Source organism: Ruegeria sp. BI12 (genome assembly GCF_056537985.1).
This window is the reverse complement of record NZ_JBQFSL010000001.1, coordinates 1,452,261-1,468,478: the sequence shown is the minus strand read 5'-3', so window position 1 is coordinate 1,468,478 and position 16,218 is coordinate 1,452,261. Positions and strand designations below refer to the sequence as shown.

21 protein-coding genes and 1 other RNA gene are annotated in these 16,218 nt (G+C 55.6%); 10 read left to right on the top strand and 12 right to left on the bottom strand.

Annotated elements, in window-relative coordinates; all coding sequences use genetic code 11:
• The 5 genes from ACR0AK_RS07585 to fumC form a co-directional block, all read right to left on the bottom strand.
• Complete coding sequence (locus tag ACR0AK_RS07585; RefSeq protein ID WP_480793646.1) at positions 1-603, bottom strand: DNA-3-methyladenine glycosylase I; 603 nt, start codon at positions 601-603, stop codon at positions 1-3.
• A 64-nt stretch (positions 604-667) separates the two neighbouring features.
• Entirely contained in the window at positions 668-886 is a 219-nt protein-coding gene (locus ACR0AK_RS07580; protein WP_480792893.1) for a ribbon-helix-helix domain-containing protein, read from the bottom strand.
• Entirely contained in the window at positions 883-1,059 is a 177-nt protein-coding gene (locus ACR0AK_RS07575) for a DUF4169 family protein (protein WP_480792892.1), read from the bottom strand. The genes ACR0AK_RS07580 and ACR0AK_RS07575 overlap by 4 nt, the downstream gene beginning before the upstream one ends.
• On the bottom strand, positions 1,056-1,577 hold the full coding sequence (gene aroQ / locus ACR0AK_RS07570; protein WP_480792891.1) for a gamma subclass chorismate mutase AroQ: 522 nt from the start codon (positions 1,575-1,577) through the stop codon (positions 1,056-1,058). Before aroQ ends, ACR0AK_RS07575 begins: the two co-directional genes overlap by 4 nt.
• The gene (gene fumC, locus ACR0AK_RS07565) at positions 1,577-2,968 is read right to left on the bottom strand and encodes a class II fumarate hydratase (RefSeq protein WP_480792890.1); all 1,392 of its coding nucleotides are present in this window, start codon (positions 2,966-2,968) and stop codon (positions 1,577-1,579) included. Before fumC ends, aroQ begins: the two co-directional genes overlap by 1 nt.
• Before the next feature lie 207 nt (positions 2,969-3,175).
• Between fumC and ACR0AK_RS07560 the strand changes: the two genes are divergently transcribed.
• Positions 3,176-3,739: a hypothetical protein gene (locus ACR0AK_RS07560; protein ID WP_480792889.1), complete on the top strand. Its 564-nt coding sequence runs from the start codon at positions 3,176-3,178 to the stop codon at positions 3,737-3,739.
• Positions 3,740-3,772: 33 nt separating this feature from the next.
• Here ACR0AK_RS07560 and ACR0AK_RS07555 read toward each other — a convergent pair whose 3' ends face one another.
• From ACR0AK_RS07555 to ACR0AK_RS07525, 7 genes are all read right to left on the bottom strand, one after another.
• Complete coding sequence (locus ACR0AK_RS07555) at positions 3,773-4,234, bottom strand: SspB family protein (RefSeq protein ID WP_480792888.1); 462 nt, start codon at positions 4,232-4,234, stop codon at positions 3,773-3,775.
• Positions 4,235-4,310: 76 nt separating this feature from the next.
• Positions 4,311-5,564 carry a chromate efflux transporter gene (gene chrA / locus ACR0AK_RS07550; RefSeq protein ID WP_480792887.1) on the bottom strand — a complete coding sequence of 418 codons (1,254 nt, stop codon included), beginning with the start codon at positions 5,562-5,564 and terminating at the stop codon, positions 4,311-4,313.
• Complete coding sequence (locus ACR0AK_RS07545) at positions 5,561-6,376, bottom strand: chromate resistance protein ChrB domain-containing protein (protein ID WP_480792886.1); 816 nt, start codon at positions 6,374-6,376, stop codon at positions 5,561-5,563. Before ACR0AK_RS07545 ends, chrA begins: the two co-directional genes overlap by 4 nt.
• Before the next feature lie 126 nt (positions 6,377-6,502).
• Complete coding sequence (locus ACR0AK_RS07540) at positions 6,503-6,934, bottom strand: ester cyclase (RefSeq protein ID WP_480792885.1); 432 nt, start codon at positions 6,932-6,934, stop codon at positions 6,503-6,505.
• Between the two features lie 99 nt (positions 6,935-7,033).
• Positions 7,034-7,380, bottom strand: a transfer-messenger RNA (tmRNA) gene (gene ssrA / locus ACR0AK_RS07535).
• A gap of 36 nt (positions 7,381-7,416) precedes the next feature.
• Positions 7,417-7,779: a DUF4345 family protein gene (locus ACR0AK_RS07530; protein ID WP_170557418.1), complete on the bottom strand. Its 363-nt coding sequence runs from the start codon at positions 7,777-7,779 to the stop codon at positions 7,417-7,419.
• Between the two features lie 10 nt (positions 7,780-7,789).
• Positions 7,790-8,521 carry a FadR/GntR family transcriptional regulator gene (locus ACR0AK_RS07525; RefSeq protein ID WP_170557416.1) on the bottom strand — a complete coding sequence of 244 codons (732 nt, stop codon included), beginning with the start codon at positions 8,519-8,521 and terminating at the stop codon, positions 7,790-7,792.
• Between the two features lie 86 nt (positions 8,522-8,607).
• On the opposite strand from ACR0AK_RS07525, the gene ACR0AK_RS07520 reads away from it, so the two are divergent.
• The 9 genes from ACR0AK_RS07520 (at position 8,608) to dxr (ending at position 16,216) form a co-directional block, all read left to right on the top strand.
• A complete protein-coding gene (locus tag ACR0AK_RS07520; protein ID WP_480792884.1) occupies positions 8,608-9,399 on the top strand; it encodes a DUF2182 domain-containing protein in 792 nt (263 codons plus the stop codon).
• A 4-nt stretch (positions 9,400-9,403) separates the two neighbouring features.
• Positions 9,404-10,108, top strand: a complete 705-nt coding sequence (locus tag ACR0AK_RS07515; protein WP_170557414.1) for a DUF1326 domain-containing protein — start codon at positions 9,404-9,406, stop codon at positions 10,106-10,108.
• Positions 10,108-10,614 carry a DinB family protein gene (locus tag ACR0AK_RS07510; protein ID WP_480792883.1) on the top strand — a complete coding sequence of 169 codons (507 nt, stop codon included), beginning with the start codon at positions 10,108-10,110 and terminating at the stop codon, positions 10,612-10,614. Before ACR0AK_RS07515 ends, ACR0AK_RS07510 begins: the two co-directional genes overlap by 1 nt.
• A complete protein-coding gene (locus ACR0AK_RS07505; RefSeq protein ID WP_170557412.1) occupies positions 10,615-11,718 on the top strand; it encodes a dimethylsulfoniopropionate demethylase in 1,104 nt (367 codons plus the stop codon).
• Positions 11,719-11,777: 59 nt separating this feature from the next.
• The gene (gene acuI, locus ACR0AK_RS07500) at positions 11,778-12,773 is read left to right on the top strand and encodes an acryloyl-CoA reductase (protein ID WP_480792882.1); all 996 of its coding nucleotides are present in this window, start codon (positions 11,778-11,780) and stop codon (positions 12,771-12,773) included.
• A gap of 185 nt (positions 12,774-12,958) precedes the next feature.
• Positions 12,959-13,522: a ribosome recycling factor gene (frr, locus tag ACR0AK_RS07495; RefSeq protein WP_058271567.1), complete on the top strand. Its 564-nt coding sequence runs from the start codon at positions 12,959-12,961 to the stop codon at positions 13,520-13,522.
• A gap of 8 nt (positions 13,523-13,530) precedes the next feature.
• Positions 13,531-14,262 carry a polyprenyl diphosphate synthase gene (gene uppS, locus ACR0AK_RS07490; protein WP_170557408.1) on the top strand — a complete coding sequence of 244 codons (732 nt, stop codon included), beginning with the start codon at positions 13,531-13,533 and terminating at the stop codon, positions 14,260-14,262.
• Positions 14,259-15,041 (top strand): phosphatidate cytidylyltransferase, encoded by a 783-nt coding sequence (locus tag ACR0AK_RS07485; protein WP_170557406.1) that lies wholly within the window; start codon positions 14,259-14,261, stop codon positions 15,039-15,041. The genes uppS and ACR0AK_RS07485 overlap by 4 nt, the downstream gene beginning before the upstream one ends.
• A gap of 2 nt (positions 15,042-15,043) precedes the next feature.
• Positions 15,044-16,216 carry a 1-deoxy-D-xylulose-5-phosphate reductoisomerase gene (dxr, locus tag ACR0AK_RS07480; protein ID WP_480792881.1) on the top strand — a complete coding sequence of 391 codons (1,173 nt, stop codon included), beginning with the start codon at positions 15,044-15,046 and terminating at the stop codon, positions 16,214-16,216.
• Positions 16,217-16,218: the final 2 nt, after the last annotated feature.

Below are 16,218 nucleotides of genomic sequence, written 5' to 3'. Positions count from 1 at the left end.
CTATTGGGGTTTGGCGAATTCGCGGCGCATCTGCGCCGCTTTTTCACGCATGACGCAACCTTCAGCGTGATCGTTCACCAGCCCCATTGCCTGCATAAAGGCAAACGCGGTCGTCGGACCGACAAACTTCCAGCCTCGTTTTTTCAGGTCCTTCGACATCGCCTCGGATTCCGGCGATGTTGAGGCGGTTTGCGGGGCAGGCGGCGCGTCTGCCTCGTATCGCCAAACATATGCGGCCAAGGATCCTTCGGACGCGATAAGTTCTTGCGCGCGACGGGCGTTGTTGATCACAGCCTCGATCTTTCCACGATGCCGCACAATCCCCGCATCCTTCAATAATCTTTCCCTATCTGTATCATCAAATGCCGCTACAGCGTTGATATCAAATGCTTTGAACGCCTTGCGGAAATTTTCACGTTTGGACAGTATCGTGCGCCAGCTAAGGCCGGACTGGAAACTCTCGAGGCAGAGTTTTTCGAACAGGCGTTGATCGTCGCCAACAGGGTATCCCCATTCCTGATCGTGATAGTCAAAGAATTCGGGGGCTGCCTGACACCACGCGCAGCGCGGTTTTCCGTCAGGCCCTTCGATTGTCTGCACCATCCCCATGTACCCCTTTTGTTCCAATTCACTTTAGGCAGTTTCACAAGCTCAAAGCAAGATTGAATTATTTGGATTGATACCAGTTCAGAATGAAAACCCGAATGGCAGAGGCAAGCCCGACTTCGGGATCGCGTTCGACATCAATTGCCGCCGCCAGAGCATTGATCGGCATGTTTTTTTTCTTGGCGATTTCGCGAAATGCCTGCCAAAACTCATCCTCAAGCGATACGGATGTCCGATGGCCTTTCAGCGTCAGGGAACGTTTGACCGGGCGACCGCTCATTTGTCCAGCTTACGACCTTCATGGTCTTGGCTCAGCTTGTGTCGCTGTTTTTTCGCCAGATCCTTTTCGGCCTTGGTGCGGCCAAAAGCGACGGCATTTTGGTCAGCGCGCGCTTTGTTTTCGGCCCGTGCTTTTTCTTTTTTGTACTTGTTCAGATTTACTGGGTCTGTCACTGCGAATGCCTCACCTTTGTCAGACTATCGAACAATTTTGCGCGGCTGTCATCTGAAAGACATTCGACATTCACAGTGTCCAAAAAATCAGCTTGCAACGCAGATGAGACGGGCGGTTGACTGGACAATGTGTCAAGGATTTGCCCGCCCAGATCCAATAGAGCGGGGCGCACCTCGGTCGTCAGATCCGCATAGCTTTCAGGAACCGAGGTTTGATCCTTGGACCACCGTTCGATCCAACAGGATTGGATCTCTTTCGCGGCTTCGATCTGAACTTGGAAAAACAGCTGTGCGCTGTCCGGATCAACGCCTGCCAGCGTCGCCTGTTCCAGAGTCTTGTCAATCACGACTTTCTCACGCTCAAGATCTTCAACCGGGCGGTCATTCGCATGTTTGAACGCGGCGACGTCCTGCATCCATTCCAACCGGGCGTCAATCAGGGCGAACAGGTCTGCGTGTGCCGAGGTTGCTGTGCCTGCTATCAGCAGGCACAGACATACCGGCTTGCGCCATGCCATCATTTGGGGCCGATCATGTGCTCTGGTCGGACAACCGCATCGAATGTTTCTTCGTCGACAAAGCCCAGCGCGATTGCCTCTTCCTTGAGGGTCGTACCGTTCTTATGCGCTGTCTTGGCCACGGTGGTCGCATTGTCGTAACCAATGGTCGGAGCTAGTGCGGTGACCAGCATCAGCGATTCCTTCATCAGCTTGTCAATCCGCGGCTCATTTGCCTTGATGCCCAACAACATACGCTCGGTAAAGCTGTCGGTGGCATCGCCCAGCAACTGAATGGATTGCAGCAGGTTGTAAGACATCATCGGATTGTAGACGTTCAGCTGGAAGTGTCCCTGCGAACCCGCAAATTTCATTGCCGCGTCGTTGCCGATCACATGCGCGGCCACCTGCGTTAGCGCTTCGGCCTGCGTTGGGTTCACCTTGCCCGGCATGATCGACGAGCCAGGCTCGTTTTCAGGCAAGATCAGTTCGCCCAAACCGGACCGCGGGCCAGAGCCCAGGAACCGGATGTCGTTCGCGATTTTGTAGCAAGAGCCCGCAATGGTCGCCAGTGCGCCGGACAGGAAGACCATTGCGTCATGTGCGGCAAGGGCTTCGAACTTGTTCGGTGCCGTTACGAAGGGCAGGCCAGTGATGTCAGCCATGTTCTTGGCGACGGCTTCATCCCAGCCATCATGCGTGTTCAGGCCGGTGCCGACAGCGGTACCGCCTTGCGCCAGTTCATAGATGCCGGGCATTGCAGCCTCGACCCGAGCGATACCTTGGCGGATCTGGTGCGCATAGCCGCCAAACTCTTGTTCCAGCGTCAAAGGGGTCGCATCCTGAGTGTGTGTGCGGCCGATTTTGATGATGCCCGCGAACTCTTTTGCTTTGGCTTCCAGTGCCGACGCAAATTTCTCGAGTCCGGGCATGAGCACGTCGCGTACACTCATCGCTGTGGCTATATGCATTGCGGTCGGGAAAGTGTCGTTTGACGACTGCCCCATGTTGCAGTGATCATTGGGGTGCACCGGTTCTTTGGAACCGATCACGCCACCCATGATCTCAATCGCGCGGTTTGCGATGACCTCGTTCGCGTTCATGTTCGACTGAGTGCCAGAACCGGTTTGCCAAACGACCAGAGGGAAGTTGTCATCGAACTTGCCTTCAATCACCTCGCTGGCGGCCTGAACGACGGCATCGGCGATCTTGGCATCCAGCTTGCCGATGGCCTTATTCTCCATCGCGCAGGCCTTTTTGATAACGCCCAGCGCCCGTACGATAGCGACGGGTTGCTTTTCCCAGCCGATCGGAAAATTCATGATCGAGCGTTGTGTTTGTGCACCCCAATACTTGTCAGCGGGAACTTCCAACGGGCCAAAGCTGTCGGATTCGGTGCGGGTCTGGGACATCGGTCACTCCGTCTAGTATGCAGTCGTATGCCGTTTACCCGTGACAGCGTCCTCGCGCAATCGGCCAGTTGCGCGCACCATAAGCGCAACCCTGCCAAAGGTATAGGCGTTTGGAGGCGCCATTTTTCTTTGAGACACGCGCGTTAGAGCCATTGTGCGCGCCCGTGGCTGAGGTAGAATGGAAAGATCTAAAAGCTGGAGGGTCAGGTGCTGCTTATCAACGGGATTAATCCGCTGCGGCTTATCGCTTTTGCGATGGGTGCCGTGTTCTGGCTTGGTTTTGGAAATCTTCAAGCCCAAGCGGGTAACATCGAACCCTTTATCGGAGATTACGTTGGTTCCGCCAATGTGGTGGACGATGATGGAACCGAAACCCCCCGTGATATGAGCGTTTCAATCCATGAAACGAAAGATGGTTTCAACGTCAGCTGGAAGACTACAACCTATAAGCCGGATGGCCGGGTCAAGGATCAGTCCTTCTCGATCGACTTCAAACAATCCGACAGGTCCGACGTTTACTCAGCCGCAATGAAGCGCAATGTGTTCGGGCACGAGGTGCCCCTGGACCCGATGCAGGGAGAACCGTTCGTCTGGGGCCGGATCGAGGGCGAAACGCTAACGGTCTTCTCATTGTTTATTGATGAAAACGGCGGGTATGAACTACAGCAGTTTGACCGCACGCTTGCTGACGGGGGGCTGGACCTGTCTTTTTCGCGATTCCGTAACGGTGTGAAATCCCGTTCGGTCGATACGTTCCTACAGAAACAGTAAACCCCGCGAGAGGCGGGGTTCGTATGTTTGAGTTTACTTTCGGAAGCTGTCCAGTGAAACGACATCTGCGTCTTGCTGGACCGGAGGTTCCTCAACCTCTATCGCTTCCTCAACAATATGAGCCGCAACCTCGTCCTCGTCATCCGGGCTTTCAAAACGCAGCCCGAACTCAACCGACGGGTCCACGAAGGTTTTGATCGCATCGTATGGAATATAAAGAGGTTCGGGCGCGTCGCCGAAATTTAGCGTGATCGCAAAGCCGTCGTCGCCAACCTCAAGGTTTTCGAACCAGTGCTGCATTACGACAGTCATTTCTTCGGGATAGCGTTCGCGCAACCAGTCAGCTATTTCAACTCCGTCCTGCCGTGTATCGAACGTGATAAAGAAATGATGCGCCCCAGGCAGACCGTTTTCAGAAACGTTGGTCAGAACCTTCTGAATAAGGCCGCGCATCGCGGTGTGCATCAGGGTTCCATAGTCAATGTCCTGCGACATGTGTCATCCTCAAAAGTGGTTATCCCAAGCATAGGGGATTCGTTCGGAAACGAAAGACCGGGTGTGGGTGGATTGTTCAAAGAAATTGAAATCCAACCCCGGCCACGGCCATCACGGCCAAGGTCATTCCCATGCCGAATTTTAGTTTGAATATCAACACCCCGGCCATGATCGTTAAAAGCAGCGCTGATATGTTCAGCGTCGCAAGTTCGGGCCATGGGATGGTTAAGGGTCCCCATGCCAATTCCGGGATTGCCCCGAAAAGAACGTTAAGAGCAAACCACACGGAAAGGTTGAGAATCACGCCTACAACCGCTGCTGTTATACCGTGCAAAGCTGCGGACAGCCGTGGACGGGCGGCCAATTGATCAAGATATGGTGCGGCCAGGAAGATCCACAGAAAACACGGGACAAAGGTGGCCCAAAGCGCAACCGCGCCAGCAGCAAGAGCCAAAGAGAACCCACCCGAGATTTGCCCCGTCAGCATGGCCACGAATTGTGTCACCAGTATCAAAGGACCCGGCGTCGTCTCAGCCAGCCCCAACGCGTCAATCATTTGGTCGGTGCTGATCCATTGATATTTGTCCACGACAGTCTGAGTCATATATGCCAGAACCGCGTAGGCTCCGCCGAACGTAACAACGGCCAGGCGAGCAAAGAACCACCCGAGATCGCTCAACAATTTTTGTCCAGTCACGCTCAGAAACACCAATGGGCCAAGCCATAATGTCAGCCAGATTGCACAGGTGCGCAGCGGGCGCGTTGCACTTGGGGCAGGGGGTATTGGGGCTGTGTTGGCGTCACCCTTGAAACTCAGATACCCCCAAAGCGCCGCAGCCAGAATGATCAAGGGAAACGGCAGGTTAAAGGCGAAGATCGCAACAAAACCCAATCCTGCGATTGCCCGGTGTTCCATATCGGTAAGGGCCTTGCGCGACAGGTTTTTGAGGGCCTGAAGGACTATGATGATAACCGTTGCCTTCACCCCAAGGAAAGCGGCCTGAACCAGAGGCAAGTTACCAAAAGCTGCGTACAGTCCGACCAAAATGGCAATGATCAGTGCGCCAGGCAATACGAACAGTCCGCCGGCGATCAACCCTCCGGTCACGCCGCGCAGACGCCAACCTGCATAGGTGGCAAGTTGCATGGCTTCGGGACCGGGCAACAGCATGCAAAGAGACAGCGCCCTCAAGTACGTTTGCTCGTCCAGCCACGGTCGGTTTTCCACCAACTCCTGATGCATTAATGAAATCTGCGCCGCAGGGCCCCCAAACGACAACAATCCGATACGTCCAAAGGTACGGACCAGTTCCAAGTGCGTGGGGGTCATGATTTGCGATCCGTTGGCCAGTCGTGTTGTTCCTCAAACCCGTCGCGTGCCCAACGGTACAGCGCATCATAGAGGTGCAATCCCGCCGCGAGGTTTTCATGGTCGTCGCGGTATTGCCGGGACAACCCGACAGAGACCGCAAGCAAACCGGCAGCTTCTGGCGCAAGATCATGACGGTTGGTGTCTGCCGCCCGAACGACAGTCGAAAGTCGATCCAACGCGGGCGTGCGGAGCCCAAATTCATCCAACATGGTATCAAAGGTGCACCGATCTTGGCGGTGGCTCCAATAGGTGTTTTCTATGTCAAAAGGGGTCGCACCGAACATCTCGCCGGCTGCTTCAACCTCTGTCGGTGCAACGAACAGGAAACGGGCGTTGGGATCAACAAACCGCCGGATCAGCCAGGGGCAGGCGATGCGATCAATTTTTGGACGGTGACGCGTTACCCAAAGGGATCCTTCAGGCTGCAGCATCGACAATGCCGCCGCGGGCACGCGAGGCGCGTCCGACATGTCTCTCCATGCGAACACACCGCCTTCAAGGAATTCGGCCTGAACACCTTCGCCCCGCAACCACGAGACGACGGCCTGGCTAAGCTTCTTGCCTTTCTGGCAAATCACAACGGTTGGGCGGTCGCCGATCAAGGTGACCAACCCTTTTGGATCCGTTGCAGAATGGCGAATGGACCCAGGGATCAGATAGGGGTCTGCCTCAAAATCCGCGTCCATACAGATGTCGATCAGCACGGGCGCCTGAGGCGTGCCTATCAGTCTTAACAATTGCTTTGACGTGATTGAATTTGGCGCGGGCACAGCATGTCTCCTGGTTTTGTCGGATACATGCGAAACTTGGGCTGACGCCTCACGGGGTGTTCGCAATCTTACCCCATGGCCCTAGCTACCGCGTAAGCGCCGAGGGGGTCAAGATTGCGTCGACGATCAGGCCCAGACCAGCCTTTGTCCCGTCATACACACCGGCAAGGTATCCTGCGGGAACTGACCAAGTTGTTCGAAGAGTGAAATGAAGTCGAATTGATTATATGCCTCAACCATACGACCATTTTTGATCCGACCCATGACGCTGCCTGTCGCCTGAATCGGGGCACCGTTGTCGGCGCGTGTCGTACGCAGGTGAATAATGGCGGATACCCAATCGCCGTTTTCGATGATTTTAGGCATTTCTACTTGGATGTCGCCCAGGATATGGCGAAACGCCATGACCAGATCACGGAAATCATCCGCGCCGACCTGCATTTCCGGAATAAGCCCTTCGGCCATCGCCTCGGGGGCGAAATATTGGTCAATCGCGTCGGTATTGCCGTTTTCCCAAACCTCGGAATACCATTCTCTGAGTAGATCTGCGTGCGCCATCCCAGCACTCCTTATTCTGCTGGCGTCAGCATGAGGCCAAAACGTGAAAAAACTCTGAACATGAACATGCTCAGCAAAAACCTCAGACTTTAGTTCGGAAGTGCAGGTTTCTGTTGCCAGGTACCTGCGAACCCCGCCTTACGCGGCTAGGCGCAAGGGCTTAAGTTTCGGTCTTGTTACTGCTTACGCAGCAACTGCAACCGGAGCACGATTGTCGTTTGCAATTGTACTATTTTCGCCGGTAACGGTGGCAGACAGCCGAGACAAAGCTAACCCCTTTAGACGTTCGTCGATCCTATTTCGGCCCCATGATCTTCAAACGAAAGAATTTGGTGGAGCCGCCGGGTACCGCCCCCGGGTCCGATCCGCTTATTACGAGCGCGTTTATGTCCATAGTCCCGAAGGACACTCTCTATATAGGTGAGGGTGCAAGAGGATGCAAACCGTGATTTTGATCAGGTGTGCACTGCAATAACAGTGGCTTAGGCAGACCTGTTGATGTTCGCCAATATCAGCCAAAGCGCCAGGATCAGCTCGATTCCGCCAAATGTGACTGCTTTGACCAGTGGTGGGTTGTCCAGAAAGACCGAAACGAACCGACCCAGTGCCGCGCCTGCGTAGACAATACCCAGCATGGCATAAGCCATGGGGTTGTTGAGATATAAAACAGCCACGCCAGTGACGACGAATAGCCCGCCGACAGATGCGCGCATTTCACTCAGCCCCATATTGCTGTCAGTTGGGGTCAGATCCAATGCACCCAAGGTAAAGCTGGGCGCCAGAAACCCGAAAAGGCCAAACCCAATAGTCAGAAGCGCGGCAATCACGTTCAAACCGGTAGTCATCCCATTCTCCTTACGCAGGCTTGCTTCGCTGCTGTGCTACGTCCTGCGCCAACTGCCTTGTGTAATTCTCAAGTTCAACTAGCGTCGCGTCCACTTTGGTCGAGTCTCGGTCTTCCAGAGCGTCAGCGATCTCGTTGTGCAGAGAAATGATTGCCTCGCGGGATCGTGCCGTGAAGGTGATCATATTCATCAAAGGCTGCATGGCTTCAACCGCTCCGGCCAATTGATAGGACAGCACGGGATTGCCGGCACCATCAACAAGGGCGCGGTGAAGCGCTACGTCAGAGGCGCAGAAAGCCTCATCCGTAAGGCCCGGTTGTGACTGCCGGTGTATCTCGGCCCGCATTGTAGCCAACTGATCGGCTGTCCGTCGCTGAGCGGACAACGGGGCGCAGGCGCGCTCTAGAGCAAAGCGGGCTTCGCAGGCCGTGTCGAAGCTGACGGCATTCATCGACAAAAGCAGGGTAGAGGTCGTGATCTGCTGCGAATACGCGCCCTCAAAACTCAACCGGTTCACGAATGCACCGCCACTTGCACCGCGCTGTGTGCGAATAAGTGATTGTGCTGCCAAACGTTTCAAAGCTTCGCGTACTGTCGGGCGTGACACTTGAAACTGTTCGGACAATTCCGCTTCGGACGGCAAGCGTTCATCCACGATCAATTCGCCCGAGATGATAGCATCGCGAATGGCCTGAGCGATCTGGGCAGACAGATCAGCAGGCTTCTTGGGGTCAATTTTCATATTCTGGGGACCGTTGGTGAATTTTTATTTGTCTGACATTTAAAAGTCTGACATTTGAAAAGCAAGGACTGAGTCGGGAGGAGCGCGTGAGTCGTACAGTTCTACGCAACGCATTTTGGCTAGGGTTTTATGCCCTGATCCTGTCCGCGTGGTGGGCAATGTTCACCATGAGCCGCGACATGGATCTGGATTGGATCGGTCGCCCCGGCCCAATGGGACAGGCCATGGCCGCGATGGACCCGCGGATGGACATGTATATGCCCATGGCCGAATTTGGTCCGCTGTTTTGGATGTGGGCTATCATGATGGCAGCTATGATGCTGCCGACGCTCGTGCCGACGTTGCGCAGTTATGACGATCTGATCCGCAGTGCCAATGGCTCGCGCGCAGGCTGGTTAGGTGTACTGACAGGATATCTTGCTGTGTGGGTCGGCTTTGCTGCTTTGATCACCGGTGTTCAACTGGCACTGTTGTTCGGTGGGATCATCGACATGTTGGGCATCGGTAAATCCGGGTATTTCGCGGGTGGCCTGATGATCGCTGTCGGCGCATTTCAGTTCACCCGCGTGAAAGAGGTTTGCCACGGTGTCTGCCACGCCCCCATGACCTATTTCCTGGGGCACTGGAAAACCGGGTTCACTGGCGGTTTGCGCATGGGGTTGGGACTGGGCGCATTTTGTGTGGGCTGCTGTTGGGGCTTCATGGCGCTTGGTTTTGTTGGCGGTGTCATGAGCCTTTTGTGGATGGGTCTCGCGACCTTGTTCATGGTTTTGGAAAAACTACCCCAGATCGGCCACGCAGTGACCCGACCTATGGGATTTGCATTGATTGCGGGCGGTCTTGTTCTGCTCGTCTATCCAATAAGCTACGGAGGATAAGCCTATGGCTAAGAACAGAAAACCCGAGGCCGACAGGCTGCCGATCAGCCAGCGCATTGATAGCCGTATGCCAAATCCCAAGCGGCGCGAGATGAGTCCGACGGAATGGGCAATCAAAGGCGAATTGATCCTGAACTGCTCGTGCGATGTGTTCTGCCCCTGTGTGGTTTCATTGGGTGCGCATCCTCCGACCGAGGGGCATTGCCACGCGTGGATGGGTGTCATCATTGATGAAGGCCACTATGAAGGCGAAGATCTGTCCGGTCTGAACGTCGGGTTGCTGGTCGATATTCCGGGCCGCATGGGTGAGGGCCAGTGGAAAGTTGCCGCCTATGTTGACGAACGGGCAAGCGGCAAGGCTTACAATGGCTTGTTGCAAATCTTCAGCGGTCAGGCAGGCGGGACCACCGGCTTGTTTACCATGCTCGTCAGCGAGATCATCGGCGCCGAGCGTGCTCCGGTCCAGATTGAGCGCGACGGCAACAAACGCCGCATCGCGATTGGCCGCAAAATTCAGGGTGAGATCGAGATGCTGGGCGGCAAAGACCCGGAACATCCGGTCATGGTTTCGAACTCAAAGTATTGGATGGGGCCAGACATCATCGTTGCGCGTGGTACGAAGTCCAAAGTGCGCGACTACGGCCGTGTCTGGGACTTTGGTGGAAAATCTGCTGAAATCTGCCCAATCGACTGGCATGGGCCAAAGTGATGATCACCGCCGCCTATGCGCAAGAGATGGCCCGATATAATCACTGGCAAAACAGTCAGTTGAAAGGTTTCCTTGCAGCACTTTCGAACGAGGAGCTGACCCGCGAGCGCGGAGCGTTTTTTGGTTCGATCCTGGGTACGGCCAATCATTTGCTTTGGGGGGACTGGATATGGATGTCGCGGTTTGACAAAGAGCAAGGTCCCGGCGGCGGCATCCCGGATAGTCCGTCATTGTGCGCCGACCTGGCAGAATGGTTGCCGTTACGCGATCAGGTCGACCAGCGGATCACCCAATGGGCTGCGTCCTTGAATGACGAGGACCTGCGCGGCCCCTTCACGTGGTTCTCGGCCGCAAAAGAAGCCGATGTTACAAAACCCTACGCACAGTGCGTAATTCATTTCTTCAACCACCAAACACATCACCGGGGCCAGCTGCATCAAATGCTGACCGAAACAGGTTCTGCTGCACCGGTGAGCGATCTGGTTTTTCTGCCTAAGGAGGCTTAAGTGGCTCAGATCTCACTCTCGCGTCGCCTGCGCCGAACACCTTTTTCTGATGGTGTCGAAGCTGCCGGGGTCAAAGGATATACGGTATATAATCGTATGTTATTGCCCACTGTTTTTGAGTCCGTTGAGGCGGACTACCGGCACCTGAAGAGTCATGTGCAGGTTTGGGATGTGTCCTGCGAACGGCAGGTCGAACTGCGTGGGCCGGATGCCGCGCGGCTGATGCAGATGCTTACACCACGGGATTTGCGGGGGATGTTGCCCGGACAGTGTTTTTATGTCCCTATCGTCGATGAAACCGGTGGTATGCTGAATGATCCGGTGGCTGTGAAATTGTCAGAGGACCGATGGTGGATTTCTATTGCCGACAGTGACTTGCTGCTGTGGGTTAAGGGTATAGCCAATGGGTATCGTCTGGATGTGCTGGTTGATGAACCCGACGTCTCTCCGCTGGCAATACAGGGGCCGAAGGCAGATGATCTGTTGGCCCGAGTGTTTGGTGACCGTGTACGCGACGTTCGTTTCTTTAAGTTCGACAAGTTCGAATTCGAGGGACGTGAACTCGCAATCGCGCGTTCCGGGTACTCCAAGCAGGGCGGTTTCGAAATCTATGTCGAGGGCTCGGATATTGGAATGCCCCTGTGGAACGCACTTTTTGCGGCAGGAGAAGACCTGCACGTTCGCGCAGGCTGTCCAAATCTGATCGAGCGTATAGAAGGCGGCTTGCTGTCCTACGGCAACGACATGACAGACGACAACACCCCGCATGAATGCGGTTTGGGCAAGTTCTGCAATACTCATACGGCAATAGGTTGCATTGGCCGGGACGCTCTGTTGCGTGTGGCCAAGGAAGGACCAGTACAGCAAATCCGTCCCATCTCGATTGACGGGGATGCAGTGCCTCCATGCGACCGCCCTTGGTCGGTCGTTGCAGGGGGCAAGCGGATTGGTCAGATCACGTCGACCGCGTGGTCCCCTGATTTCAACACCAATGTGTCGATAGGAATGGTCAAGCTAAGCCATTGGGAACCCGGCACGCGGATTGAAGTTGAAACCCCGGACGGGATGCGCGGTGCGACGGTGCGGGACAAATTCTGGATTTAAACGTCATATCTCAGATCAGCATGGGCTGATGACTGATTGAAAAGAAAGGAAAGTTCAAAATGTTCAATGCGATGGTAATGGATAAGGACGAGGAAAGCGGTCTGGCAAGCGCCTCGGTCAAACAACTCTCCGAAGGAGATCTGCCGCATGGTGAAGTGACCATCGCCGTTGAGTATTCGACCGTGAACTATAAGGACGGCCTTTGCATGTCGCCAAAGGGCGGCGGGTTGGTGCGCAGCTACCCACATGTCCCTGGCGTAGACTATAGCGGTACGGTCGAGGCATCCTCGGACGACCGCTACAAGCCAGGCGACAAGGTCGTTCTGACCGGCTGGCGCGTGGGTGAGGCGCACTGGGGCGGATATTCGCAGAAGGCCAACGCACTGGCCGACTGGCTGGTTCCGTTGCCCGAGGGTCTGGATACACGGCAGGCAATGGCCGTAGGCACTGCCGGATTCACCGCGATGCTGGCCGTTATGGCACTTGAGGATCAGGGGATGCAGCCGGGACATGGGCCGGTGCTTGTCACCGGCGCCGCTGGCGGTGTCGGTTCGGTTGCGACCGCCATTCTGGCCAATCTGGGATATGAAGTGGCCGCAGTAACGGGTCGCCCTGAGGCCGGTGAATATCTGAAATCACTCGGCGCCACCACGATAGTGCCGCGCGAAGACCTCAACGAAACCGTGAAACGCCCTCTGGAAAGCGAAACCTGGGCAGGCTGCATTGATGCGGTTGGAGGCGAGATGCTGGCCCGCGTTCTGGGTCAGATGAAATACGGAGCCTCGGTCGCAGCCGTTGGTCTTGCCGGGGGGGCAGGGTTGCCCGCAAGCGTCATTCCTTTCCTGCTGCGCGGCGTCAACCTGTTGGGCATCGATAGTGTGATGCAGCCCTATGACAATCGGGTCCGCGCGTGGCAACGTGTTGCGACTGACCTGCCGATGGACAAGCTTGAGGCGATGGTTCATCCGGCAACCTTGGGTGATCTGCCACAATTGGGCGCGGATATTCTTAAAGGACAAGTCAAAGGCCGTGTTGTTGTCGACGTAAACGGCTGATTCCTATGCGTTTGGACGAACCGACTGACACCCGTGTTAGTCGGTTCATTTGCCTTTGAAAGAACCTGAAAATACCCGAAACACCTCTGGTCATTGGCGCAATTCCAGATCATCATTGCTATACATCCCAATTGCGATGGACTATGAGCCATGCAAACAGCACCTGAAGACGGGGAATGAGCAGCATGTCTGACGATTTTGAACTGGACACCGACGATCTGAAGCGCCGGATGGATGGCGCCATGGGCAACCTGAGAACTGAATTCGCCTCGTTGCGAACGGGCCGTGCGTCGGCGTCGATGCTGGAACCGGTCATGGTTGACGCCTATGGGTCGATGACCCCGATCAATCAGGTCGGAACCGTGAACGTCCCCGAACCGCGTATGGTGACGGTGAATGTCTGGGACAAGGGTTTGGTTGGTAAGGTTGAAAAGGCCATCCGCGAAAGCGGCCTGGGCATCAACCCTCAGTTGAACGGCACCATCATTATGCTGCCGATCCCGGAATTAAACGAAGAGCGCCGTCGCGAACTGGGAAAGGTTGCCGGTCAATATGCCGAGCACGCCCGAGTATCGATCCGCAACGTACGCCGCGATGGCATGGATCAGATCAAGAAAGCAAAAGCCGACGGCATGTCGGAAGACGATCAGAAGTTCTGGGAAAGCGAAGTCCAGGACCTGACCGACCAGATGATCAAGAACGTAGATGCCGCGCTTGAAACCAAGCAGGCAGAGATCATGCAGGTCTGATCCACGAAATGCCTGACACCTCGCAACCCTCACCCGCTACCGGACCACGCCACGTAGCCATCATCATGGATGGGAACGGACGCTGGGCTCAGGCGCGCAATCGGCCCAGGTTGTTTGGCCATCAGGCCGGCGCCCGGCGGGTAAGGGAGGTGGTTGAGGCCTGTCCGGGTTTGGGTATCAAGTATCTGACAGTATTTGCTTTTTCGACTGAAAACTGGAAACGGACCCAGGTCGAAGTGGCTGGACTGATGAGCTTGTTTAAGCGGTATATCATCAAAGAAGCACGCAATCTGACCAAAGCCGGAGTTCGTGTACGCTTTATCGGCGACAGGGTTCGTTTGGATTCCAAGCTGACCGACCTGATGGATACGCTCGAGGCCGCAACTCAACACAACGATTTGGTACACCTGACTATTGCGATTAACTACGGTGGGCGGGATGAGGTTGCACGGGCAACCAAGCGTCTGGCGCGCGACGTAGCCGAAGGCCGCCTGCGACCCGATGACGTGGATGAAGAAACGCTTCCCAAGTACTTGGATACGCACGTTCTTCCCGATCCGGATTTGGTGATCCGGACCAGTGGCGAGGCCCGCATTTCAAACTTTCTTCTGTGGCAATCGGCCTATTCGGAATACGAATTCATCGACACGCTCTGGCCCGACTTCACCTCGGCCGAACTGGAACGGCTGTGCCGGAACTTTGGCACCCGTGACCGGCGGTTTGGAGCGGTTCCGGCATGAGCGAAGGCCGATGGTCTGACTTAACCGCCCGCGTCACTTCTGCTGCGGTGCTTGTGTGCATCGGTTCTGTCGAAGTGTGGCTGGGCGGATTGTGGTTTGAAGCCTTTATCGCAATTGCCTGCGGTCTGATGACCTGGGAACTGGTCCGGATGATCGACCCGAACCGCAATGGCGTGGCAATCCAGTTGGGCATCCTCACCGGTGTAGCGGTTGTTCTCAGCTATCATCTTCCGCCGCTTTATACGCTGCCGTTCCTACTGGCTCCGGCTTTGGTTGGGGCAGGGCAGGTCAGCCGTTCTAAAGGGATTTACGCTCTCTTTGCCTTTTGGATTGCTGCGTCGGGTCTGGGTTTTATCTCAATCCGCGAGGGTATGGGTTTCGGTTGGATGGTTTGGCTGATCTCAGTGGTCGTGGCGACGGACGTTGCAGGCTATTTTGTGGGCAAGACCTTTGGTGGACCTAAGTTCTGGCCAAAGGTCAGTCCAAAGAAAACATGGTCGGGTACTGCGGGCGGATGGGCTGCTGCGGCCTTAGTCGGAGCAATTTTTGCCATGAACGCCGGTTTCGGTTTCATGTTCGTGGTGATCTCAGTCCTTGCGTCGATGGCCAGTCAGGCCGGAGACATTGTCGAAAGCGCGACAAAGCGTAAATTTGGGGTGAAGGACAGTTCCAACCTGATTCCCGGTCATGGCGGATTTCTGGACCGCTTTGACGGCATGATGGGCGCAGCTCTGTTCGTTTTGTTAGCCGGGCTTATCTATTCTCCCGGAGCTATGTAGTGATGCGCAAGATCTCAATCTTCGGTGCGACCGGATCAATTGGGCAAAACACAATTGATCTGATTGATCGCGAACCTGCGGCCTATGACGTCGTCGCGCTTACCGGTGGGGCGAATATCGGGAAGTTGGCCGAGGACGCCCGGCGTTTGAAGGCGAACGTTGCGGTTACAGCGTATGAGGACCGGTTGGATGATCTGCGCGCAGCGCTTGCAGGTTCAGGCGTCGAAGTGGCCGCAGGTCAAAAGGCGTTGATCGAAGCTGCGGCAAGGCCAGCCGATTGGGTTATGTCGGCCATTGTAGGCGCTGCTGGTCTGGAGCCGGGCCTTGAGGTTCTCAGGCAAGGTGGAACGCTGGCATTGGCCAACAAGGAAACGCTGGTGTGTGCGGGTGCTCTGGTTCTTGAAACCGCCAAGGTCAACAATGCGCGGCTTTTGCCGGTCGATAGCGAACACTCTGCCGTGTTCCAGGCGTTGGTCGGCGAGGACATGACCGCAGTTGAGCGTATCATCATCACCGCAAGTGGCGGTGCGTTCCGCGACTGGCCGTTGAGCAAGTTGGCGCATGCCACAGTCGAACAAGCCACGAGCCACCCGAATTGGGACATGGGTCAGCGGATTACAATCGACAGCGCGTCGATGTTCAACAAGGCGCTGGAGCTTATTGAAACCAAAGAGTTCTTTGGAGTGTCCTCAGACCAAATCGAGGTTCTGGTACATCCTGAATCCATCGTTCACGCGATGGTCGGTTTCCGAGATGGCGGTGTTATGGCTCATATGGGGTCCCCGGACATGCGTCATGCCATAGGCTATGCATTGCATTGGCCCAATCGAAAGGAATTGCCGGTCGAGCGGTTGGACCTGGCAAAACTAGGGCAGTTGAAGTTCAACACGCCCGACGAGACGCGTTACCCCGCGCTGCGTCTGGCGCGCGCCGTGATGGAACGCGGCGGCCTGTCGGGCGCGGTTTTTAACGCCGCTAAAGAGCGTGCTTTGGACCGGTTCATCGCCCGTGAAATTGGTTTCCTTCAGATGGCCGACATTGTCGAGGCCGTACTTGACAGGTTTGAGGCCGCAAGTGGCCTTATTAATGCCCCTTTAACCCTTGATAGCGTGCTGGAAACGGACCATTTGGCACGTATGTGGGTTGATGACATCGTCATCCAACGAGCAGGATAAAA